Source organism: Desertibaculum subflavum (assembly GCA_003576705.1).
GTDB classification, from domain to species: domain Bacteria; phylum Pseudomonadota; class Alphaproteobacteria; order Ferrovibrionales; family Ferrovibrionaceae; genus Desertibaculum; species Desertibaculum subflavum.
The window spans coordinates 1-18704 of the sequence record QOZS01000020.1; the positions used below are offsets into that span (position 1 = coordinate 1).

Consider the following 18704-nt stretch of genomic DNA (forward strand, 5'->3'; position numbering starts at 1 on the left):
TCCGACGGCACCAACACGCTGAGCGCGGCCGGGGTGGCGGCGGCGCCGCCGCCCTAATGTCGCGAGGCGGCGGCGCGCGCCGCGCGGCGACCGCCGGCGGCAGCGCCGGGACGCTTCATCCCGGGCGCGGTATGCGTCTCCTCGAACAGCTCGGCCAGCTTCTCCAGCATGGTACCGCCGAGCTGCTCGGCATCGACGATGGTGACGGCGCGCCGGTAATAGCGGGTCACGTCGTGGCCGATACCGATGGCGATCAGTTCCGCGGGCGAGCGGTTCTCGATCATCTCGATCACATGGCGCAGGTGCCGGTCGAGATAGTTTCCCGGATTGACCGAGAGCGTCGAATCGTCGACCGGCGCACCGTCGGAGATCACCATCAGGATCTTCCGGTCCTCGGTGCGGGCCATCAGGCGGTTATGCGCCCAGAGCAGCGCCTCGCCGTCGATATTCTCCTTCAGCAGGCCCTCGCGCAGCATCAGGCCGAGGCTGCGCCGCGCACGGCGCCAGGGCGCGTCGGCATCCTTGTAGACGATGTGCCGCAAGTCGTTGAGGCGGCCCGGATTGGCCGGCTTGTTCGCCGCCAGCCAGGCTTCGCGCGACTGGCCGCCCTTCCAGGCCCGCGTGGTGAAGCCGAGGATCTCGACCTTCACCGCGCAGCGCTCCAGCGTGCGGGCCAGGATATCGGCGCACATGGCGGCGACGGTGATCGGCCGGCCGCGCATGGAGCCTGAATTGTCGATCAGGAGCGTGACGACCGTGTCGCGGAAATCCGTCTCGCGCTCCTGCTTGTAGGAGAGCGGCAGCACGGGATTGACCACGATGCGGGCGAGCCGCGCCGCATCGAGCATGCCCTCCTCCAGGTCGAACTCCCAGGAGCGGGTCTGCTTGGCGAGCAGGCGGCGCTGCAGCCGGTTGGCGAGGCGGCCGACCATGCTCTGCAGATGATGCAGCTGCTGATCCAGATGCGCACGCAGCCGCGCCAGCTCGTCGGTGTCGCAGAGGTCGGTCGCCTCCACCACCTCGTCGAACTTGGTGATGAAGGCCTTGTAGGCATTCTCGTCCTGCAGGCCGGGCAGCAGGTTCGGATAGTTCGGCCGCTTGCCGCGGCCGGCTTCTTCGCCGGCGCCGGCCATCTCGGCGGCTTCCGCGGCGGAGGCCTCGGTCTCGCTGGCTTCGGCCCCTTCCTGGTCCATGGCGCTGGACTGGCCGGCGGCCTGGTCGCTCTCCGCCTTGTCGCCGGCCTGGCCCTCGCCGCCGGCATCCTGGGCGTCGTTCTTGTCGCTCTCACCGTCGCTGTCATCGTCGGAGAGGTCGCTCGCATCCTCGTCGGCGAGCTCGAGATCAACGATCAGCTTGCGGGCGACGCGGGCGAAGTTCCTCTGGTCGTGCACGGCGTCGTGCAGCTTGGCGAGATCGGCGCCGCCCTTCTCCTCGATCCAGGCGCGCCACAGATCGACCATGCGGCGCGCCGTTTCCGGGATCGGCGCGCCGGTCAGCTTTTCGCGCACCATCAGCCCGACCACGTCGGCGAGCGGCGCCTCGGACCGGTCGCGCACCCTGGAATAGCCGCGGGCACGGCAACGCTCCTCCAGCGCCGCCTGCAGGTTCTTGGCGACGCCGGCCATGCGGAGCGCGCCGATCGCCTCGCAGCGCGCCTGCTCCGCCGCCTCGAACACGGCGCGCGCGGTGCCGCCGACGGGCTGAAGCCGGTTGTGCACCTTGGCGTCGTGATGACGGAGACGGAGGGCAAAGCTGTCGCCGACGCCGCGCACCTGCGCGACTTCCTCGGCCGGCAGATCGCGCGCCGGAATCGGCAGCCGTGCCTTGTTGCCGCGCAATCCCGGCGTCTCCGGCCCGTAGCTGACCTGCAGCTCGCGGTCGTGAGAAACCGCGCGCATGGTCGCCGCGACCGAGCGCTTGAAGACGTCGACCGGGGTCTCCGGCTTCCCTGTCATGCCCGCCTCGCGATGCCGCTAGGCCACGTCCACATGGGTGGACGATTCCGGCAGTTCCTCGCCCATGCAGCGCTGATAGTACTCGGCGACCGTCGGCCGCTCGATCTCGTCGCACTTGTTGAGGAAGGTGACGCGGAAGGCGAAGCCGATATCGCCGCCGAAGATCTCGGCATTGGCGGCCCAGGTGATCACCGTGCGCGGGCTCATCACCGTCGAGATGTCGCCGGCCATGAAGCCCGAGCGCGTGAGATCGGCGACCGACACCATCTGGGCGATCAGCTTGCGTCCCTTGTCGGTGTCGTAGGACGGCATCTTGGCCAGCACGATCGCCGTCTCGTCGGCATGCGGCAGATAGTTCAGCGTGGTGACGATCGACCAGCGGTCCATCTGGCCCTGGTTGATCTGCTGCGTGCCGTGATAGAGGCCGGTCGTGTCGCCGAGGCCGATCGTGTTGGTGGTCGAGAACAGCCGGAAGCAGGGATGCGGCCGGATCACGCGGTTCTGGTCGAGCAGGGTAAGCTTGCCCTCGACTTCCAGCACGCGCTGGATCACGAACATCACGTCCGGCCGGCCGGCATCGTATTCGTCGAACACCAGCGCGGTCGGCGTCTGCAGCGCCCAGGGCAGGATGCCTTCGCGGAACTCGGTCACCTGCTGGCCGTCGCGCAGCACGATGGCGTCGCGGCCGACCAGGTCGATGCGGCTGATATGGCTGTCCAGGTTGACGCGGATGCAGGGCCAGTTGAGCCGCGCGGCGACCTGCTCGATATGGGTCGACTTGCCGGTGCCGTGATAGCCCTGGATCATGACGCGGCGGTTGAACGCGAAGCCGGCGAGGATCGCGAGCGTCGTCTCGCGGTCGAAGCGATAAGCGTTGTCGACGTCAGGTACGTAGTCCGACCGCTCGGAGAACGCCGGCACCGCCATGTCGCTGTCGAAGCCGAAAGTCTGCCGCACCGACAGCTTGATATCGGGCATGCCCTTCGGCATGGCGGTCGGCGAGGTCGTTTGCGGGACGCTGGACATTGTCTCAAGTTCCGTCGTTTGGGTTCGTGTCGAGTGCAGACGTTGCCGGGCCTGTCAGCCTCCTCCCCGGCTCGTCAGCACGGAATAGGCGCGAATTATGCGCTTGAGCTGCTCTTCGGCCGCGGTGTCGCCGCCGTTGGCATCCGGATGAAAGCGCTTCACCAACTGCTTATAGCGGGTCTTGATCTCCTGCAAGGAGGACGACGGCTCGAGGTCCAGGTCGGCAAAGGCCTGCCTCGCCTCGGGATCGATCCGCGGCTCTTCCGGCCGCTCCTCGCGGGCGCGGCTGCCGGCGAATCCGGCGGCCCCGATAATGTCCATCGGGTCCACCCATTCGTAGCCTGCAAACTTCACCGTGCCGGGCCGGTCGCCAAGTCGCCAGGTGGGCCGGTGCCAGGTCGAGTTGCCGCGCTGATAGGCCTCAATTTCAGATTGATTCATGCCGGAAAAGAAGTCCCAACCGGCATTGTAGGCCCGCACGTGATCGAGGCAGAACCAGAAATGGTCCTGCCCGCGACGATCCTTCGGGGCGCGATATTGACCGGCGGCGGAGCAGTCTGGATGGTCGCAGCCGCGACCCGGGGCCTCGCTCTCCGCGGCCCCGCGCACCCAAGCGTCGGACCTTCGAGAACGCGGCATTGACAGAGTATGGTGGGTCGCCGGGGGCGAGGCAAGTTCGCCCGGCGCAATGTTATGCACGTGGAGTTGGGGAGATCTGCATGGCCATCATGTCCGACCGCTGGATCCGCCGCATGGCGAAGGAGCAAGGGATGATCGAGCCCTTCGTCGAGGCACAGAAGCGGGACGGCACGATCTCCTACGGCCTTTCCTCCTATGGCTATGACGCCCGCGTCGCCGAGGACTTCAAGATCTTCACTAATGTGAATTCGGTGACGGTTGATCCGAAATCCTTCTCGCAAGAAGGATTCGTCGACCGCAAGAGCGATGTCTGCGTGATCCCGCCCAATTCCTTCGCGCTGGCACGCACGGTGGAATATTTCCGCATTCCGCGCGACGTGCTGGTGATCTGCCTCGGCAAGTCGACCTACGCGCGTTGCGGCATCATCGTCAATGTGACGCCGCTGGAGCCTGAATGGGAGGGCCACGTGACCCTGGAATTCTCCAACACCACGCCTTTGCCGGCAAAGATCTACGCCAACGAGGGCGCCTGCCAGTTCCTGTTCCTGCAAGGCAACGAGCCTTGCGAGATCTCCTATCGGGACCGCGCCGGCAAATATATGGGCCAGCGCGGCGTCACCCTGCCCAAGCTGTGAGCCCGGCAAAGCGCATGCCGGGCCGGGACCCAGCAGAGCCGGAGCCGGCCTTTGTCTAGCGCCGTCATGCCGCTGATCGAGCGCGGCCGAGCCGCCAGGCTTGGGGGCCACCCGGCGGCGGCCGTCGCGCCCCTGCAGCAGGCGATCCAGCTCGCCCCCGACGACCCGCTGGTCATGCAGGAGATCGGCCTGACCTGCATCGCGATCGGCGATATCGGCAACGCGCTCGGCGCGCTGCTGCGTGCGCTCGCCGTCGACCCCGCCCTGTCCGATGCCGGGCGCGCCCTCGCGCTGCTGCTGGAGCACAATCAACTGACCGATGACAGCGAGATGACCATCGGCGTGCTGCGGCGGCTGTACCAGCGCGGCGACGTCAATCCCCAGCAGCTGGCGCGATCGACCGCCAATATCATGCTCAAGCGCCAGGATCTCCGGCAGCTGCTGTCGCAGCTGCAGAACGGAGATCCGGCCGACAGCTGGGCGGCGCTTCCAACGGGGCTGCTGGGCGAGCCGCTGTTCCGCGCCATGCTTGTCAGCGGCTTCAACCGCGACGCCGTCCTCGAGCGAATGCTGACCAGGCTGCGCCGGGATTTTCTGCTGAGCGAGCCGGCTCTCGATCCGACGCGTATCGACTTTGCGGCGGCGATCGCGCAGCAGGCGAACAACAACGAGTTCGTCTTCTTTGAGAGCGACGAAGAGGCGTCGGTCGTCGATGCGATCACCCGCATCGAGGATCTGCGATCACTCCTGCGCGTCGCCATGTACCGCCGGTTGGATCTGCGGCCGGAGGCCGCCGCTTTGCTCGAACGAACCTGGCCTCCGTCGGTCCACGAGCTGCTCGACCGGGTCGTGCGACGGCCGCTCCGGGAGCGGGAGATCGCCCGGGACCTGCCCCAGTTCGCCGCCATCGACAACGCGACCTCGACATTGGTGAAGGAGCACTACGAAGAGAGCCCCTATCCCCGCTGGTTCAGGTTGACCCTGCCGGATCCGGGCAGCCGCAAGGCCTGGGCCGAACGCATGCTCGCCGGCGATCGGCGCGGCATCGGACCCGATGGCCGTCTGCAGGTTCTGATCGCGGGCGGCGGCACCGGATTCCAATCGGTTTCGACGGCGCTCGCCTATGGCCCGGAAGTCGACCTTCTGGCCATAGATCTTTCGCGGACGAGCCTGGCCTATTCCGTCTGTCAGGCCGAAGCCCAGGGAGCGAGCAATCTGCGGCATATGTGCGGCGACCTGCTCGAAGTCGACCGGCTGCCCGGCCAGTTCGACATCATCGAATCGACCGGCGTGCTGGTCTGCGTTGCCGACCCGGCGGCCGCGCTGGCCGCCCTGGTGTCCAAGCTGCGGCCCGGGGGCCTGCTGTTCCTCGCGCTGTACAGCGAGGAAGCCCGCCGCGACGTGGTTGCGGCGCGCGAGCGCATTGCCGCCGAGGGAATCCCCGACACGCCGGCCGGCATGCGGGAATTCCGGAAGGCTTTGATGGAGGGGCCCGACATTCCGCTCAAGGCGGACCTGCTTGCCTCTCCCGGGTTCTACTCGCTGTCGACCTGCCGCGATTTCCTGTTTCACCGGGTCGAACACAGATTCACGCTCGAGCAGGTCGGCGCGCTCCTGGCGGCGAATGGGCTGCAGCTGCGCGACTGGGATCTTCCGCCCGGCGTTCAGACGAGATTCCTGGGGCGGTTCGGACCCGCCGCCGATGTCTTGAATCTGGGTCAGTGGGCCGTCTTCGAACGCGAGAATCCGCGCACGTTCCGCGGCATGTATCGCTTCTGGTCGCAGAGGCGATAGGGCGACCGCACTTTACCCGCCGGGCGCACGCCCTAGGTCATTCCGGCGCAACGGAGGGGAAGCCATGGCAGAAACAGCGATCATCGTCGGGACCGGACCTGGGATCAGCGCCTCGGTCGCACGCGCCTGCGCGCGCGAGGGCATGCAGGTCGTCATCGCCGCCCGCAACGCAGCGAAGCTCGCCCCGCTCGCCGGCGAAATCGGCGCCACCGCGGAGGAATGCGATACCAGCCAGCCGGCGGCCGTCGCGAGGCTGTTCCAGGCGGTGGACCAGCGCCACGGTGCGCCGGACTTCGTGCTGTTCAACGCCTCCTATGGCTATCGCGGGCCGTTCCTGGAGCGCGACCCGGCGGAGGTGCGCAAGGCGCTCGAGATCGGCGCCTTCGGCGGCTTCCTGGTGGCGCAGGAAGCGATCCGGCGCATGCAGCCGCGCCGGTCGGGATCGCTGTTCTTCACCGGGGCGACGGCGAGCGTGAAGGGCTTTCCCAATTCGGCGGCCTTCGCCATGCAGAAATTCGCGCTGCGCGGCCTGGCCCAGAGCCTGGCCCGGGAATACAGCCCCCAGGGCGTCCATGTCGCCCATTTCGTCATCGACGGCGGGGTCGCCACCGGGCGGGACGGCAGCGGCGACCCGCCGGACCGCTGGCTGGACCCGGATGCCATCGCGGCGACCTATCTGGCGACCCATCGCCAGCACCGCAGCGCCTGGACCTGGGAGATCGAACTCAGGCCCTGGGTCGAGAAATTCTAGGCGATTCCGGCCCTTCTCCCCGAAACTGCCCGGATTCCCGGCTATTCGGCTTGAGGAGGCCGGCCCCGGTCGGCTAGATAGCCCAAGGTTTCCGAGGCAATCCCGTGGACAGCATCCGCATCGAGGGCGGCCGCCCCCTGTATGGCGCCATTCATGTCGGCGGCGCCAAGAACGCCGCCCTGAAGCTGATGTGCGCCGCGCTGCTGACCGACCAGCCGCTGGTGCTGGAACGGGTGCCGCGGCTCGCCGATATCCGCACCCTGGAAGTGCTGCTGGCCCAGCATGGCGTCGACATCAAGGTCGAGGATGCCGCGAACCCGCAAGGGCAGCGCCTGATCCTGCAGGCCGGCGAGATCACCAGCACCACGGCGCCTTACGATCTGGTGCGGCGGATGCGCGCCTCGGTCCTGGTGCTGGGGCCGCTGGTCGCCCGCTGCGGCACGGCCGACGTGTCGCTGCCCGGCGGCTGCGCCATCGGCGCCCGGCCGGTCAACCTGCATATCGAGGGCCTGCGCGCGCTCGGCGCCGAGATCGACATCGAGGGCGGCTATATTCGCGCGCGTGCGCCGAAGGGATTGACCGGCGCGATTGTCCGCTTCCCCTTCGTCTCCGTCGGCGCGACCGAGAACCTGCTGATGGCGGCGACCCTCGCCAAGGGCGAGACGGTGCTGGAAAACGCCGCGCGCGAGCCCGAGATCGGCGACCTCGCCCATTGCCTGGTGAAGATGGGCGCCGAGATCGAGGGCATTGGCACCGACCGGCTCCGCATCCTCGGCAAGCCGTCGCTCGGCGGCGCTGCGCACAAGGTGATGGCCGACCGTATCGAGGGCGGCACTTATGCGCTGGCCGCCGCGATCGCCGGCGGCAAGGTGGAGCTGATCGACCTGCCGGCCGAGCATCTCGGCGCCATGATCGACGCGCTGCGCCGCGCCGGCGTCACCGTCGAGGCGAACGGCACCGGCACCATCGTGCGGCGCGAGAACAACCGGATCAGCGGCGTCGACGTGATCACCGAGCCCTATCCCGGCTTCCCGACCGACCTGCAGGCGCAGTTCATGACCCTGATGACCATCGCCGAGGGCGCCGCGATGGTGACCGAGACCATTTTCGAGAACCGCTTCATGCACGTGCCGGAACTGGCTCGCATGGGCGCCAATATCACCGTGCACCACGCCTCCGCCCTGGTGCGCGGCGTGCCGAAGCTGAAAGGTGCGCCGGTGATGGCGACCGATCTGCGCGCCTCGGTCTCGCTCGTGCTGGCGGGCCTCGCCGCCGAGGGCGAGACCGTGGTCAGCCGCGTCTATCACTTGGATCGCGGCTATGAGCGCGTGGAGGAGAAGCTGTCGGCCTGTGGCGCGCGGATCGAGCGGATCGCGGCGTGATGGCGGCGGCACGGCTGCAGCTTCAGGCGCTCGACCTGGAAGACCTCGCCGCGCTGGACGAGGCCGTGCGCGGCGCGCAGGTGCGGGTCGGCAATATCGGCTTCGAGCCGAAGCGGCACCGCTTTGCCATCGTCCTCGACCGCCACGGCATGGCGAGCGGCCTGCATTTCGAGGGCGTTCTCAAGGCGGCCAGCCGCGGCTTCGACCGCGACGATCCGGAAGCCCAGCTCGAGCTGCGGGCGATCGGCTGCGAGCCGGGCTCGGATGCCGCGGCCACCGTCGTGCTCGCCTTCGCCGGCGGCGCCTCAATCCGCCTCGACGTCGAATGCATCGAGGCCTATCTCGCCGATCTTCCGGCGGCGGAGCGGAGCTGATGTCGCGTCCCAACAATCTGCTGACCCTGGCGCTGCCGAAAGGCAGAATCCTGGACGAGGCGATGCCCCTCCTCGCGCGTGCCGGCATCGAGCCCGAGCCCGATTTCGCCAACGAGAACTCGCGCAAGCTGCGCTTCGCGACCAATCACCCGAATGTCACCGTGATCCGCGTGCGGTCGTTCGACGTCGCGACCTTCGTCGCCTTCGGCGCGGCGGAGATCGGCATTGCCGGCAACGACGTGCTGATGGAATTCGGCTATCCCGAGATCTACGCACCGCTCGATCTCGGCATCGGCCGCTGCCGGCTGTCCGTCTGCGAGCCGGCCGAGCTCCGCCGCACCGACAATCCGGCGCGCTGGAGCCATGTCCGCGTGGCGACCAAGTATCCGCGCATCACCGAGGCGCATTTCGCCGCCCGCGGCGTGCAGGCGGAATGCATCAAGCTGAACGGCGCCATGGAGCTGGCGCCGCAGCTCGGCCTCTGCCGGCGCATCGTCGACCTGGTCTCGACCGGATCGACGCTCAAAGCCAATGGCCTGGTCGAGGTGGAGACGGTCGCCGACATCAGTTCGCGCCTGATCGTCAACCGCGCGGCGCTGAAGACGCGCCCCGCCGATGTCGGCGGCGTGGTGGACCGTTTCCGCGAGGCCCTCGATGCCGCTTGAGCTGAACGCACGCGACGCCGACTTCGCCGCGCGGTTCGACGCGCTGGTGAAGTCCAAGCGCGATGCCGAGGCGGATGTCGGTGCCACCGTCGCCGCCATCATCGCCGATGTGCGCGCGCGCGGCGACGAGGTGCTGCACGAGCTGAACGCCAAGTTCGACAAGGTGGACAGCCGCAAGCTCGGCCTGCGCATCACCCAGGAAGAGATCGACGAGGCGGCCGCCCAGGTCGATGGGACGACACTGGCGGCGCTGGAGACAGCCGCGATCCGCATCCGCCAGTTCCATGCCCGCCAGATGCCGGCTGACGACATGTTCACCGATGCGCAGGGCGTAACCCTCGGCCATCGCTGGACGCCGCTTGCCGCCGCCGGGCTCTACGTCCCGGGCGGCAAGGCGGCCTATCCCTCCTCGGTGCTGATGAACGCCATTCCGGCGCTGGTCGCCGGCGTCGAACGGGTCGCAGTCTGCGTGCCGACGCCCGGCGGCGAGCTCAATCCGCTGGTCATGGCGGCGTTCAAGCTGATCGGCATCGGCGAGGTCTATCGGACCGGCGGCGCCCAGGCGGTGGCCGCCATGGCCTATGGCACCGAAAGCATCGCACCGGTGGACAAGATCACCGGGCCGGGCCGCGACTACGTGGTGACCGCGAAACGCATGGTGTTCGGCCAGGTCGGCATCGACAACCCGGCTGGACCGTCGGAGATTCTGGTCGTCGCCGACAACAAGAATGATCCGGCCTGGATCGCCGCCGACCTGCTGTCGCAGGCCGAGCACGACGAGGTGGCACAGTCGGTGCTGATCACCGATGACGCAGCCTTTGCGGCAAGCGTCGGCAAGGCCGTGAAGAAGCAGCTCGCCAGCATGCCGCGCGGCAATATCGCGGCGGCAAGCTGGGAGCGGTTCGGCGCCCTGATCACGGTCAAGGATCTGCAGGACGCCCCCGCCCTGATCGACCGCATTGCACCGGAGCATCTCGAGCTCGCGGTCGAGGATTCGGCGACCCTGGCCCGCGCGGTGCGGCATGCCGGTGCCATCTTCCTCGGCCGCCACACGCCGGAAGCGATCGGCGACTACGTGGCCGGCCCGAATCACGTACTGCCGACTGCCGGCGCGGCCCGCTATGCGTCCGGCCTCAACCTGCTCGACTTCATGAAACGCACCACGCTCGTGCAGTGCGACGAGCGCTCGCTCCGCGCCATCGGCCCGGCCGCCATCGCGCTCGCGGAGGCGGAGGGCCTGCCGGCGCATGCCCGCTCCGTCGCGATCCGCCTGGAGAGCTGACGCCGCCGTGGCGGAGCCCCGCATCGCGCAGATCCATCTCGACGAAGCGACGATCGGCTGGCGCGGGGCCGATGTCGATCACGAGCGCAAGGTCGCGATCTTCGATCTCCTGGAAGAGAACCGTTTCGCGCTGGCCAACGACCCTGACGGCGGCCCCTATCACCTTCGCCTCGCTATCGAGGAAGGCCGCCTGGTCTTCGACGTACGGGATACGGCGGAGGCGCCGCGGCACAAATTCGGGCTGTCGCTGACACCGCTCCGCCGCGTGCTGCGTGACTATTTTCATATGGTCGAGACCTATCACCAGGCGATCCGCACGGCGACGCCGTCGCGCATCGAGGCGATCGACATGGGTCGCCGCGGCGTGCACGACGAGGGCTCGCGCATCCTGAAGGAGCGCCTCGACGGCAAGATCGATGTCGACCACGACACGGCGCGCCGCCTGTTCACGCTGATCTGCGTCCTCCATATAAAGGTATAGGCGGGAACGCGGATGGCGAAGCTGCCGGGTGCCGTGCTGTTCGCCTGCACCTCCAACGTCATTCGCTCGCCGATGGCCGAGGCGATGCTGAAATATCTGCACGGCAACCGGATCTACGTGCAGTCGGTCGGCATCCGGACGGGCGAGCCCGATCCCTTCGTCGCCGAAGTCATGGACGAGATCGGCATCGACCTCACGCGTCACAAGCCGAAGACCTTCGACGACCTGCACGACGAATACGAGGAGGAGACCGAGAGCTTCGACCTCGTCATCTCGCTGTCGCCCGAGGCGCATCACCATGCGATCGAGATGACGCGCAACGCCGCGGTGGATATCGAGTTCTGGAACACCTTCGATCCTTCGGTCGTGCAGGGATCGCGCGAGCAGATCCTGGACGCCTATCGCGCGGTGCGCGACGAGCTGTTCCGCAAGATCCGCGCCCGCTTCCCACGCGACCCGGTCGCGCCCGCCTAAGCCTTGAAGATGAAGAACACGGCGCCGAGCAGGCAGCCGAAGGCGGCGAAATAGTTCCAGCGCAGGGTCTCGCCGAGATAGAGCACGGCGAAGCCCGCGAAGACGGCGAGCGTGATCACCTCCTGCATGATCTTCAACTGCGCCACGCTGAAATCGCCGTAGCCGAGCCGGTTGGCCGGGACGGCGAGGCAGTACTCGAAGAAGGCGATGCCCCAGCTCACCAGGATCGCCTGCCACATTGCGAAGGACGGGTGCTTCAGATGCCCGTACCAGGCAAAGGTCATCAGCACGTTGGAACCGATCAACAGCACAATGGTGGACATGCAGGTCTCCGCCGGAATGCCGGCGGAGAATAGCCGTAGATTTGCCGCTCCGGGGCGCTGCTAGCGGCGCACCACGCTGGCCTCGCCGGTGGTGCCCTTGTTCACGCCAGTGCGGCGCAGCATCGGGCTGGTCTCGTCGCGGCCCCAGACGTTCGGGCCTTGGGCGAGAATGGCGCCGTCCACGGTGAGGATGTGGCCAGAGACGAACACCGCGTCGTCGCTGGCGAGGTAGAGCGCGGCGGAGGCGATGTCCTCCGGCCGGCCCCGGTCGGGCCAGGGCTGCGCCCGTGCCACGCGTTCGTCGAGGTCGCGATTGCTGGTGGAGCCGAGCAACGGCGTCCAGATCACCCCCGGCGCAATGGCATTCACGCGGATGCGAAAGCGCGCCAGGTCGGAAGCCGAAGCCTTGGTCAGGTTGGCGACAGCTGCCTTGGCGGCGGAGTAGCAGTTCGAGCCGGCACCGCCGCCGAGCCCGGCGATCGACGCGGTGTTGATGATGGAGCCGCCGCCCTGGGCGCGCATCACCGGGATCGCGTGCTTCATGCCGAGGAATACGCCACGAACCAGAACGGCAAAGGTGTAGTCCCAATCCTCGACCGTCACCTCGTCGAGCGGGCCGAAGGCACCGCCGACCCCGGCATTGTTGAAAATGACGTCGAGCCGGCCGAATTTCGCTGTCGCCGCCTCGATCATGCCCTTCACGTCGCCTTCCTGAGCGACGTCGACGCGTCGATAGGCGATGCGGTCGCCATGACCGGCCTTGGCCGCGAGGCCGACCGTCTCGTCCGCCGTCGCCTGGTTCATGTCGGCGAACAGCACCTTCGCCCCTTCGTCCAGGAAGCGCAGCACGGTGGCGCGGCCGATGCCGCTGGCGCCGCCGGTTATGACCGCGACCTTGCCTTCAAGCCGGCCCGTCATGGTTTCCTCCTCTTGTTGTCGTTGGCACGCATCGCCTAGGTAACGATGCCGTCGGCCCTGAGCTTGGCGATCGCCGCCCCGTCGTAGCCCGCCTCGGCGAGGATCGCATCGGTGTCCTGGCCGAGGCCAGGCGCCGGTCCCGGCGCGCGGCGCGCGATGCCGTCGACGTGGAACGGCGCTGCGATGGTACGCCCGACCGCCGGATCGTCGGAGGGCACCACGGCGCCCGCATGCACCGCCTGCTCGTCGCCCGGGATGTCGCGCAGCTCGGCGATCAGCCCGAAGGTGATGTCGAAGCGGCTCAGGGTCGCCGCCCAGTCGGCCCAGTCGCGGCCGGCGAAGATCGGATCGAGGATGGCGAACAGCGCCTTCGGATCGGCGCGGCGCTTCTTCAGCTGATCGAAGCGCGGATCGGTCGCGAGGTCCGGCCGGCCGATCGCCTCGCAGAGGCGCGGCCAGAGCTTTTCCTCCTGCACCAGGTTCAGCACGAACCAGCGTCCGTCGCGGCTGCGATACTGGGTGCCGACGGCGTTCCAGGGATCGTGCCGCGGCCGGCGCGGGCCTGGCACGGTGCCGAGCAGCGAGGCCTGGGCCAGCACGCCGTTGGCCCAGAGCCCGTTGGCGAGCAGCGAGCTGGTGACGCGCGTGCCCTTGCCGGTGCGCTCGCGCAGCATCAGCGCCATCAGGATGCCGGCGAACAGGCTCATCGCCGTCGGCCGATCGCCGCCGCCGGGCACCGCCTGCGAGGGCGGTCCATCCGCGACCCTGAGCGCGTGGCTGATGCCGCTGCGGGCGAAATAGGCATTGGTGTCGAAGCCCGGCCGGTCGCGGTCCGGGCCGGTCTCGCCGTAGCCCGAGAAGGAGGCATAGATCAGCCGGTCGTTCAGCGGCGCCAAGTCCTCGTAGCGGAGCCCGAGCCGCTCGCGCACCTGGAACGGAAAGTTGGTGATGAAGATATCGGCGCGGCGGACCAGCCGGGTCACCACCTCGCGCCCGGCCGGCTGCTTCAGGTCGACCGCCAGGCTGCGCTTGCCCCGGCTGTCCAATGCCCAGCTATACGGCACGTCATGCGGCGGCATGCCCGGCAGCTGGTGCAGGCGGCGGTTCGGGTCGCCCTCCCCCTTTTCCTCGACCTTGATGACGTCGGCGCCGAAATCGGCCAGCACCGTGGCCGCGGCCGGGGCGGCGATGAAGCTCGCGGCGTCGATCACCTTGAGGCCGGCCAGCGGCAGGATTCGATCACTCATCTGATTTCACCCGCGTTGCGCCGGCGACCCTTCGCCGGTACAACGCGCCCCTCTCCCTAGCTAACGCCGTCGGAGCCGCCATGGCCGCTTATCAATACGTCTATGTGATGAAGGGTCTGAACAAGACCTATCCCGGCGGACGGCAGGTGTTGAAGAACATCTGGCTGAGCTTCCTTCCGGGCGCAAAGATCGGCGTGTTGGGCCTCAACGGCGCCGGCAAATCCACCCTGCTCCGGATCATGGCCGGCGAGGACAAGGAGTTCAACGGCGAGGCCTGGGCCGCCGATGGCGTGAAGGTCGGCTTTCTGCCGCAGGAGCCGCATCTCGACCCGGCCAAGGACGTGCTCGGCAACGTGATGGACGGCGTCGGCCCGACCAAGGCGCTGCTGGACCGTTTCGAGGAGATCTCGGCCAAATTCGCCGAACCCTTGGAAGACGACGAGATGAACGCCCTGCTGGCCGAGCAGGCGGAGCTGCAGGAGAAGATCGACGCCGCCGGCGCCTGGGACCTGCAGCGCAATGTCGAGATCGCCATGGATGCGCTGCGCTGCCCGCCCGGCGACGCCGAAGTCAGCAAGCTCTCGGGCGGCGAGCGGCGCCGCGTCGCGCTCTGCCGGCTGCTGCTCGAGAAGCCGGACATGCTGCTGCTGGACGAGCCGACCAACCATCTGGACGCCGAATCCGTCGCCTGGCTCGAGCATTTCCTGCACGACTATCCCGGCACCGTGGTGGCGGTGACCCACGACCGCTACTTCCTCGACAACGTGGCGGGCTGGATCCTCGAGCTCGACCGCGGCGCCGGCATTCCCTGGGAAGGCAATTACACCTCCTGGCTGGAGCAGAAGGAGAAGCGGCTGGAGCAGGAGGGCAAGGCCGAGGATGCCCGCCGCCGCACCCTCAGGAACGAGATGGAGTGGATCAAGGCGAGCCCGCGCGCCCGCCAGGCCAAGAGCAAGGCGCGCATCAAGGCCTATGAGGAGCTGCTGTCCCAGGAAGCCGAGGCGCGCCAGGAGACCAAGCAGATCGTCATCCCGGCCGGCCCCCGCCTCGGCGACCTGGTGATCGAGGCGAACGGCGTGGCCAAGGGCTTTGGCGACCGCCTGCTCATCGACGACCTGTCGTTCAAGATTCCGCCCGGCGCCATCGTCGGCATCATCGGCCCGAACGGCGCCGGCAAGACCACCCTGTTTCGCATGATCACCGGCCAGGACCAGCCGGATGCCGGCACCATGCGGATCGGCGATACGGTGAAGCTCGGCTATGTCGACCAGAGCCGCGACAGCCTGAACGACAAGAAGACCGTGTGGGAGGAGATCTCGGGCGGCGACGACGTGATCACACTCGGCAAGCGCGACGTGCCGAGCCGCGCCTATGTCGGCGCCTTCAACTTCAAGGGCGGCGACCAGCAGAAGAAGGTCGGCCAGCTTTCCGGCGGCGAGCGCAACCGGGTGCATCTCGCCAAGATGCTGAAATCCGGTGCCAACGTGCTGCTGCTCGACGAGCCGACCAACGATCTCGACGTCGACACGCTGCGGGCGCTCGAGGAAGGCATGCTGGATTTTGCCGGCAACGTGCTGGTGATCAGTCACGATCGCTGGTTCCTCGACCGCATCGCGACGCACATCCTGTCCTTCGAAGGCGACAGCCATGTCGAGTGGTTCGAGGGCAACTTCCAGGACTACGAGGAAGACAAGAAGAAGCGGCTCGGGGCGGACGCCGCCGAGCCGCACCGGATCAAGTACAAGCCGATCAGCCGCGGCTAGCGCTTCTTCGCAGCGGCGCGGCGGCTGCGCGTGGCTGCCGCCTTCTTTGCCGACGCCGAGCGTGCCGCGGCCGGGCGGGCTGCGGCGGCCCTGCCGCCGATCTTGCCGCCGCGGCGAGAGGACACCTTCGTATCCTTCTTGCCGCGGCCGGAGCCGCTCTTGTTGCCGCCGCCGGTCTCCTTGTTGACGGTGGCCCAGGCGCGCCGCTCGGCCTCGCCCTCGGAGACGCCGCGCTTGCGGTAGCCCTCCTCGATATGCTCCGCCTTGCGCTTCTGCTTGCCCGTGTAGCTGGACTTGTCGCCTCTCGGCATGGCTCGCTCCTTCACGATGCGCGGCGGATCACGCCGCAGGCGATGCGGTCGCCGGCATCGCCGGATGGCTGGGATTTGTAGTCATCGGGCTTGGCGTGCACGACGACGGCCGAGCCGTCTTCGTCCAGCAGGTTTCCGGCCGTGCGCGGCTCCAGGCTGAGCGCGGCCGCGAAGAATTCGACTACATGCTCGCCCGTCTTCGGGATGTGCAAATTCGGGAGATCTCCCGCATGCGCTCCGCGAAGGGCGAGCACGCCGTGCTGATGGCCCTCCGGCGCGAAGTGGTCTCCGGCCGCTGCGAAGTCGGGTGCACAGGCCCCCTTTTCGTGAACGTGGAAGCCGTGTTGCCCAGCGGGGAGGCCGCCGGAAATGAAGCCGGCGGTGATGGCGACCCCGTGCGCCGCAGTCTGGCGAAACACGACCTTGCCGATCTCGCGGCCGTCTCGGTCATGCATCTCGGCGACGGCGATCGGCTCCGACTGCGCCCATCCGGTCAGCGGGACCGTTGCAAAGACCATGGCGGCAAGGCAGGGACGAAGACGCATGCTCGTCCTCCCGTGGTTGCGGTATCGCCGTGGGAACGTGTTTCCGGTGCAGAAGGTTGCCGCGACGCGAGAGGGTCAGCGCCCCGCCGCCCATCCCTTCAGTGCGTCTACGTCGAGCGCGCCATCGATACCGGCGGCGAGCTTTTCCCCGATCACAGGTCCGAACTTGAAGCCGTGGCCGGAGAAGCCCGAGAGCAGCCAGGCTTTCGACCCCAGCGGCTCGACGATGAAACGCTCCTCCGGTTCGACGTCGTAGAAGCACACTTTGCCCTGAACCAGGCGATAGCCCGAGAAGTCGACCAGGTTGTCGTGGGCGGTCGCCATCAGCGCCTCCGCCTCGCCGGCGCGCAACTCGCGTGGCGCCGCAGGATCGCCTTCGAGCGAGAAGCGATGGTCGCCGATCTTGAGGCCGGTGCCCGGCACCGGCGGCACCGCGTAGAAGCCGGAATCGGCGCCGATCTTCAGCACCATCGGGCTCGCCGCCCAAAGCTGCTTCATCGCCGCCGGCGGCTCGATATAGGCGACGACCTGGCGCGACGGCGTGACACGGGCGGCCAGCGCCGGGACGAGGCGCGTCGCCCATGGCCCCGCTGCCACGACGACCGTATCCGCATCGATGCGATTGCCATCCGCCAGGACAATGCGGCCCTGATCGGCCTCCACTGCTTCGACCCTGGTGTTCTGATGCAGCTCGACGTTGCGCGCGGCCGAAAGATGCCGGGCCAACGCCTCGACGATGGCGCCGGCGCGCAACACGCCGCCCGAAGGCGCGTAGAGCACAGCTTCCGCCGCACCGAAGCGGAGATGCGGAAACCGTGCCGCCGCCTCGGCCGGCTTCAGCACCTCATGGGCGATGCCCAGCCGGTGCATCGAGCGCTGCGACGCCGCCGCCCAGCCCTGTTCCGCCGCATCGAAGGCGATCGTGCCGGTCGGCGCGTACAGAACGGTGCCGAGATCGGCCCAGACCCGCTCCCAGGCGGCATAGGCCTCGTCCACCATCCGCACATAGGCGTCGAATTCGCCATAGGGGTGGCGGATCAGCCGGTGATCGTCGACCGATGAGCCGGCCGGGTTCGGCACTTCCGCCTGGTCGAACAGCTGCACCGCATGGCCGCGCCGCGCCAGCGCCCAGGCGGTGCAAAGCCCGATGATGCCGGCGCCGACGATGCTGATCTTCATGCGGGAATGCCGAGATTCTCGGCCGCCAACTCGGCCGCCGCGAGATCCTCGATGGCGGTACCCACCGACTTGAACAGGGTGATCTCCTCGGCTGAGCGGCGACCGGCCACCTGGCCGCGGGCGAGCTCGAACAGATCGCCCAGGATCGCCGCTTCGCCCAGCACGCCGGAGCGCAGCGGCTGGACAATGTCGCCCGCCTCCTTCCCTGCACCGGCCCGGGTGTCGACATAGACCCGTGCCCGCCGGACGGCGTCGTCATCGGTCTCGCGCATCGCCGGCGTGTAGCCGCCGACAAGGTCGAGATGCGCGCCCGGCTTCAGCCAGACGCCGGAGACGACCGGCGTCGCACTCATCGTGGCACAGGAGACGATGTCGGCGGCACGTACGGCCGCTTCCAGGTCCGGCGCCGCCCGCGCGCGCAGCCCCTCGCCGGTCAGCTGCCGGGCCACCGCCTCGGCCCGCTCCGGCGTGCGGTTCCATATGGTCACTTCGTCGATCGGCCGCACCGTGGCATGGGCACGGGCAAGATGCGCGCTCAAGGCGCCGGCGCCGACCAGGACAAGGCGGCGCGCATCGGGACGGGCGAGAAAGCGGGCAGCGAGTGCCGAGGCCGCCGCAGTCCGCCGGAGCGTCAAAGTGACGCCGTCGAGGACGGCACGCGGCCGCCCGGTGGTGGCGTCGAGCAGGAGATAGAGACCCAGCACGCTGGCGAGACCGCGCGCCGTGTTGCCGGGGAAGACCGTGACACATTTGACGCCGAGCGCGGCGCCCGTACGCCAGGCCGGCATGAGCAGCAGGGTGCCGCCCGGCCCCTCCGGCGTGGCCACGGCATGGTGATGCCGTAGCGGGACCTCGGCGCCCTCGCGGAAGGCCTGTTCCAGGCGGTCGACCAGCGCGACCACGGGCAGCGCCGCATCGACCTCCGCGGCGCCGATCATGCGCAAGGAATTCATGACCGCC

Annotated in this window: 20 protein-coding genes; 10 read left to right on the forward strand and 10 right to left on the reverse strand. The window is 68.3% G+C overall.

Annotated elements, in window-relative coordinates; all coding sequences use genetic code 11:
• Window positions 1–53: 53 nt before the first annotated feature.
• The 3 genes from cobT to DT074_RS12275 are packed head-to-tail and all read right to left on the reverse strand — an operon-like array spanning window position 54 to window position 3590.
• Window positions 54–1955 carry a cobaltochelatase subunit CobT gene (gene cobT / locus DT074_RS12265; protein WP_119420145.1) on the reverse strand — a complete coding sequence of 634 codons (1902 nt, stop codon included), beginning with the start codon at window positions 1953–1955 and terminating at the stop codon, window positions 54–56.
• 18 nt (window positions 1956–1973) lie between these two features.
• Window positions 1974–2981 (reverse strand): cobaltochelatase subunit CobS, encoded by a 1008-nt coding sequence (cobS, locus tag DT074_RS12270; RefSeq protein WP_119420146.1) that lies wholly within the window; start codon window positions 2979–2981, stop codon window positions 1974–1976.
• A 54-nt stretch (window positions 2982–3035) separates the two neighbouring features.
• Window positions 3036–3590 (reverse strand): J domain-containing protein, encoded by a 555-nt coding sequence (locus DT074_RS12275; RefSeq protein WP_119420147.1) that lies wholly within the window; start codon window positions 3588–3590, stop codon window positions 3036–3038.
• A 110-nt stretch (window positions 3591–3700) separates the two neighbouring features.
• Here DT074_RS12275 and dcd point away from each other — a divergent pair, with 110 nt between their 5' ends.
• From dcd to DT074_RS12320, 9 genes are all read left to right on the forward strand, one after another.
• Window positions 3701–4255, forward strand: a complete 555-nt coding sequence (dcd, locus tag DT074_RS12280) for a dCTP deaminase (RefSeq protein ID WP_119420148.1) — start codon at window positions 3701–3703, stop codon at window positions 4253–4255.
• Between the two features lie 51 nt (window positions 4256–4306).
• On the forward strand, window positions 4307–6049 hold the full coding sequence (locus DT074_RS12285; RefSeq protein ID WP_162914852.1) for a class I SAM-dependent methyltransferase: 1743 nt from the start codon (window positions 4307–4309) through the stop codon (window positions 6047–6049).
• Between the two features lie 64 nt (window positions 6050–6113).
• Entirely contained in the window at window positions 6114–6800 is a 687-nt protein-coding gene (locus DT074_RS12290) for an SDR family oxidoreductase (protein WP_119420150.1), read from the forward strand.
• 104 nt (window positions 6801–6904) lie between these two features.
• Entirely contained in the window at window positions 6905–8182 is a 1278-nt protein-coding gene (murA, locus tag DT074_RS12295) for a UDP-N-acetylglucosamine 1-carboxyvinyltransferase (RefSeq protein ID WP_119420151.1), read from the forward strand.
• A complete protein-coding gene (locus tag DT074_RS12300; protein WP_119420152.1) occupies window positions 8182–8556 on the forward strand; it encodes a DUF2948 family protein in 375 nt (124 codons plus the stop codon). The genes murA and DT074_RS12300 overlap by 1 nt, the downstream gene beginning before the upstream one ends.
• Entirely contained in the window at window positions 8556–9221 is a 666-nt protein-coding gene (gene hisG, locus DT074_RS12305; RefSeq protein ID WP_119420153.1) for an ATP phosphoribosyltransferase, read from the forward strand. Before DT074_RS12300 ends, hisG begins: the two co-directional genes overlap by 1 nt.
• Window positions 9211–10503 carry a histidinol dehydrogenase gene (gene hisD, locus DT074_RS12310; RefSeq protein WP_119420154.1) on the forward strand — a complete coding sequence of 431 codons (1293 nt, stop codon included), beginning with the start codon at window positions 9211–9213 and terminating at the stop codon, window positions 10501–10503. Before hisG ends, hisD begins: the two co-directional genes overlap by 11 nt.
• A 7-nt stretch (window positions 10504–10510) precedes the next feature.
• Complete coding sequence (locus tag DT074_RS12315) at window positions 10511–10984, forward strand: UPF0262 family protein (protein WP_438503679.1); 474 nt, start codon at window positions 10511–10513, stop codon at window positions 10982–10984.
• 12 nt (window positions 10985–10996) lie between these two features.
• The gene (locus DT074_RS12320; protein WP_119420156.1) at window positions 10997–11458 is read left to right on the forward strand and encodes an arsenate reductase ArsC; all 462 of its coding nucleotides are present in this window, start codon (window positions 10997–10999) and stop codon (window positions 11456–11458) included.
• On the opposite strand, the gene DT074_RS12325 is transcribed toward DT074_RS12320, so the two are convergent.
• From DT074_RS12325 to DT074_RS12335, 3 genes are read right to left on the reverse strand one after another with little or no spacing between them, the layout of a single operon-like run.
• Window positions 11455–11781: a DMT family protein gene (locus DT074_RS12325; protein ID WP_119420157.1), complete on the reverse strand. Its 327-nt coding sequence runs from the start codon at window positions 11779–11781 to the stop codon at window positions 11455–11457. The two genes, DT074_RS12320 and DT074_RS12325, sit on opposite strands and share 4 nt — an antisense overlap.
• Before the next feature lie 60 nt (window positions 11782–11841).
• Entirely contained in the window at window positions 11842–12699 is an 858-nt protein-coding gene (locus tag DT074_RS12330) for an SDR family NAD(P)-dependent oxidoreductase (protein ID WP_119420158.1), read from the reverse strand.
• A 35-nt stretch (window positions 12700–12734) separates the two neighbouring features.
• The gene (locus DT074_RS12335; protein WP_119420159.1) at window positions 12735–13946 is read right to left on the reverse strand and encodes a CaiB/BaiF CoA transferase family protein; all 1212 of its coding nucleotides are present in this window, start codon (window positions 13944–13946) and stop codon (window positions 12735–12737) included.
• A gap of 80 nt (window positions 13947–14026) precedes the next feature.
• Between DT074_RS12335 and ettA the strand changes: the two genes are divergently transcribed.
• Window positions 14027–15709: an energy-dependent translational throttle protein EttA gene (ettA, locus tag DT074_RS12340; protein ID WP_119420160.1), complete on the forward strand. Its 1683-nt coding sequence runs from the start codon at window positions 14027–14029 to the stop codon at window positions 15707–15709.
• Here the strand turns inward: ettA and DT074_RS12345 are convergent.
• The 4 genes from DT074_RS12345 to lhpI form a co-directional block, all read right to left on the reverse strand.
• Window positions 15706–16020 (reverse strand): plasmid stabilization protein, encoded by a 315-nt coding sequence (locus tag DT074_RS12345; protein ID WP_119420161.1) that lies wholly within the window; start codon window positions 16018–16020, stop codon window positions 15706–15708. The two genes, ettA and DT074_RS12345, sit on opposite strands and share 4 nt — an antisense overlap.
• Window positions 16021–16031: 11 nt before the next feature.
• Window positions 16032–16565: a superoxide dismutase family protein gene (locus tag DT074_RS12350; RefSeq protein WP_119420162.1), complete on the reverse strand. Its 534-nt coding sequence runs from the start codon at window positions 16563–16565 to the stop codon at window positions 16032–16034.
• Window positions 16566–16640: 75 nt separating this feature from the next.
• Window positions 16641–17744 (reverse strand): FAD-dependent oxidoreductase, encoded by a 1104-nt coding sequence (locus DT074_RS12355; RefSeq protein ID WP_119420163.1) that lies wholly within the window; start codon window positions 17742–17744, stop codon window positions 16641–16643.
• Entirely contained in the window at window positions 17741–18688 is a 948-nt protein-coding gene (lhpI, locus tag DT074_RS12360; protein WP_119420164.1) for a bifunctional Delta(1)-pyrroline-2-carboxylate/Delta(1)-piperideine-2-carboxylate reductase, read from the reverse strand. The genes DT074_RS12355 and lhpI overlap by 4 nt, the downstream gene beginning before the upstream one ends.
• Window positions 18689–18704: the final 16 nt, after the last annotated feature.

Coding starts and splice junctions, on each gene's coding strand:
- cobT (WP_119420145.1), bottom strand. CDS start 1,955: ATGACAGGGAAGCCGGAGACCCCGGTCGACGTCTTCAAGCGCTCGGTC.
- cobS (WP_119420146.1), bottom strand. CDS start 2,981: ATGTCCAGCGTCCCGCAAACGACCTCGCCGACCGCCATGCCGAAGGGC.
- dcd (WP_119420148.1), top strand. CDS start 3,701: ATGGCCATCATGTCCGACCGCTGGATCCGCCGCATGGCGAAGGAGCAA.
- DT074_RS12290 (WP_119420150.1), top strand. CDS start 6,114: ATGGCAGAAACAGCGATCATCGTCGGGACCGGACCTGGGATCAGCGCC.
- DT074_RS12300 (WP_119420152.1), top strand. CDS start 8,182: ATGGCGGCGGCACGGCTGCAGCTTCAGGCGCTCGACCTGGAAGACCTC.
- hisG (WP_119420153.1), top strand. CDS start 8,556: ATGTCGCGTCCCAACAATCTGCTGACCCTGGCGCTGCCGAAAGGCAGA.
- hisD (WP_119420154.1), top strand. CDS start 9,211: ATGCCGCTTGAGCTGAACGCACGCGACGCCGACTTCGCCGCGCGGTTC.
- DT074_RS12320 (WP_119420156.1), top strand. CDS start 10,997: ATGGCGAAGCTGCCGGGTGCCGTGCTGTTCGCCTGCACCTCCAACGTC.
- DT074_RS12325 (WP_119420157.1), bottom strand. CDS start 11,781: ATGTCCACCATTGTGCTGTTGATCGGTTCCAACGTGCTGATGACCTTT.
- DT074_RS12330 (WP_119420158.1), bottom strand. CDS start 12,699: ATGACGGGCCGGCTTGAAGGCAAGGTCGCGGTCATAACCGGCGGCGCC.
- DT074_RS12335 (WP_119420159.1), bottom strand. CDS start 13,946: ATGAGTGATCGAATCCTGCCGCTGGCCGGCCTCAAGGTGATCGACGCC.
- ettA (WP_119420160.1), top strand. CDS start 14,027: ATGGCCGCTTATCAATACGTCTATGTGATGAAGGGTCTGAACAAGACC.
- DT074_RS12345 (WP_119420161.1), bottom strand. CDS start 16,020: ATGCCGAGAGGCGACAAGTCCAGCTACACGGGCAAGCAGAAGCGCAAG.
- DT074_RS12350 (WP_119420162.1), bottom strand. CDS start 16,565: ATGCGTCTTCGTCCCTGCCTTGCCGCCATGGTCTTTGCAACGGTCCCG.
- DT074_RS12355 (WP_119420163.1), bottom strand. CDS start 17,744: ATGAAGATCAGCATCGTCGGCGCCGGCATCATCGGGCTTTGCACCGCC.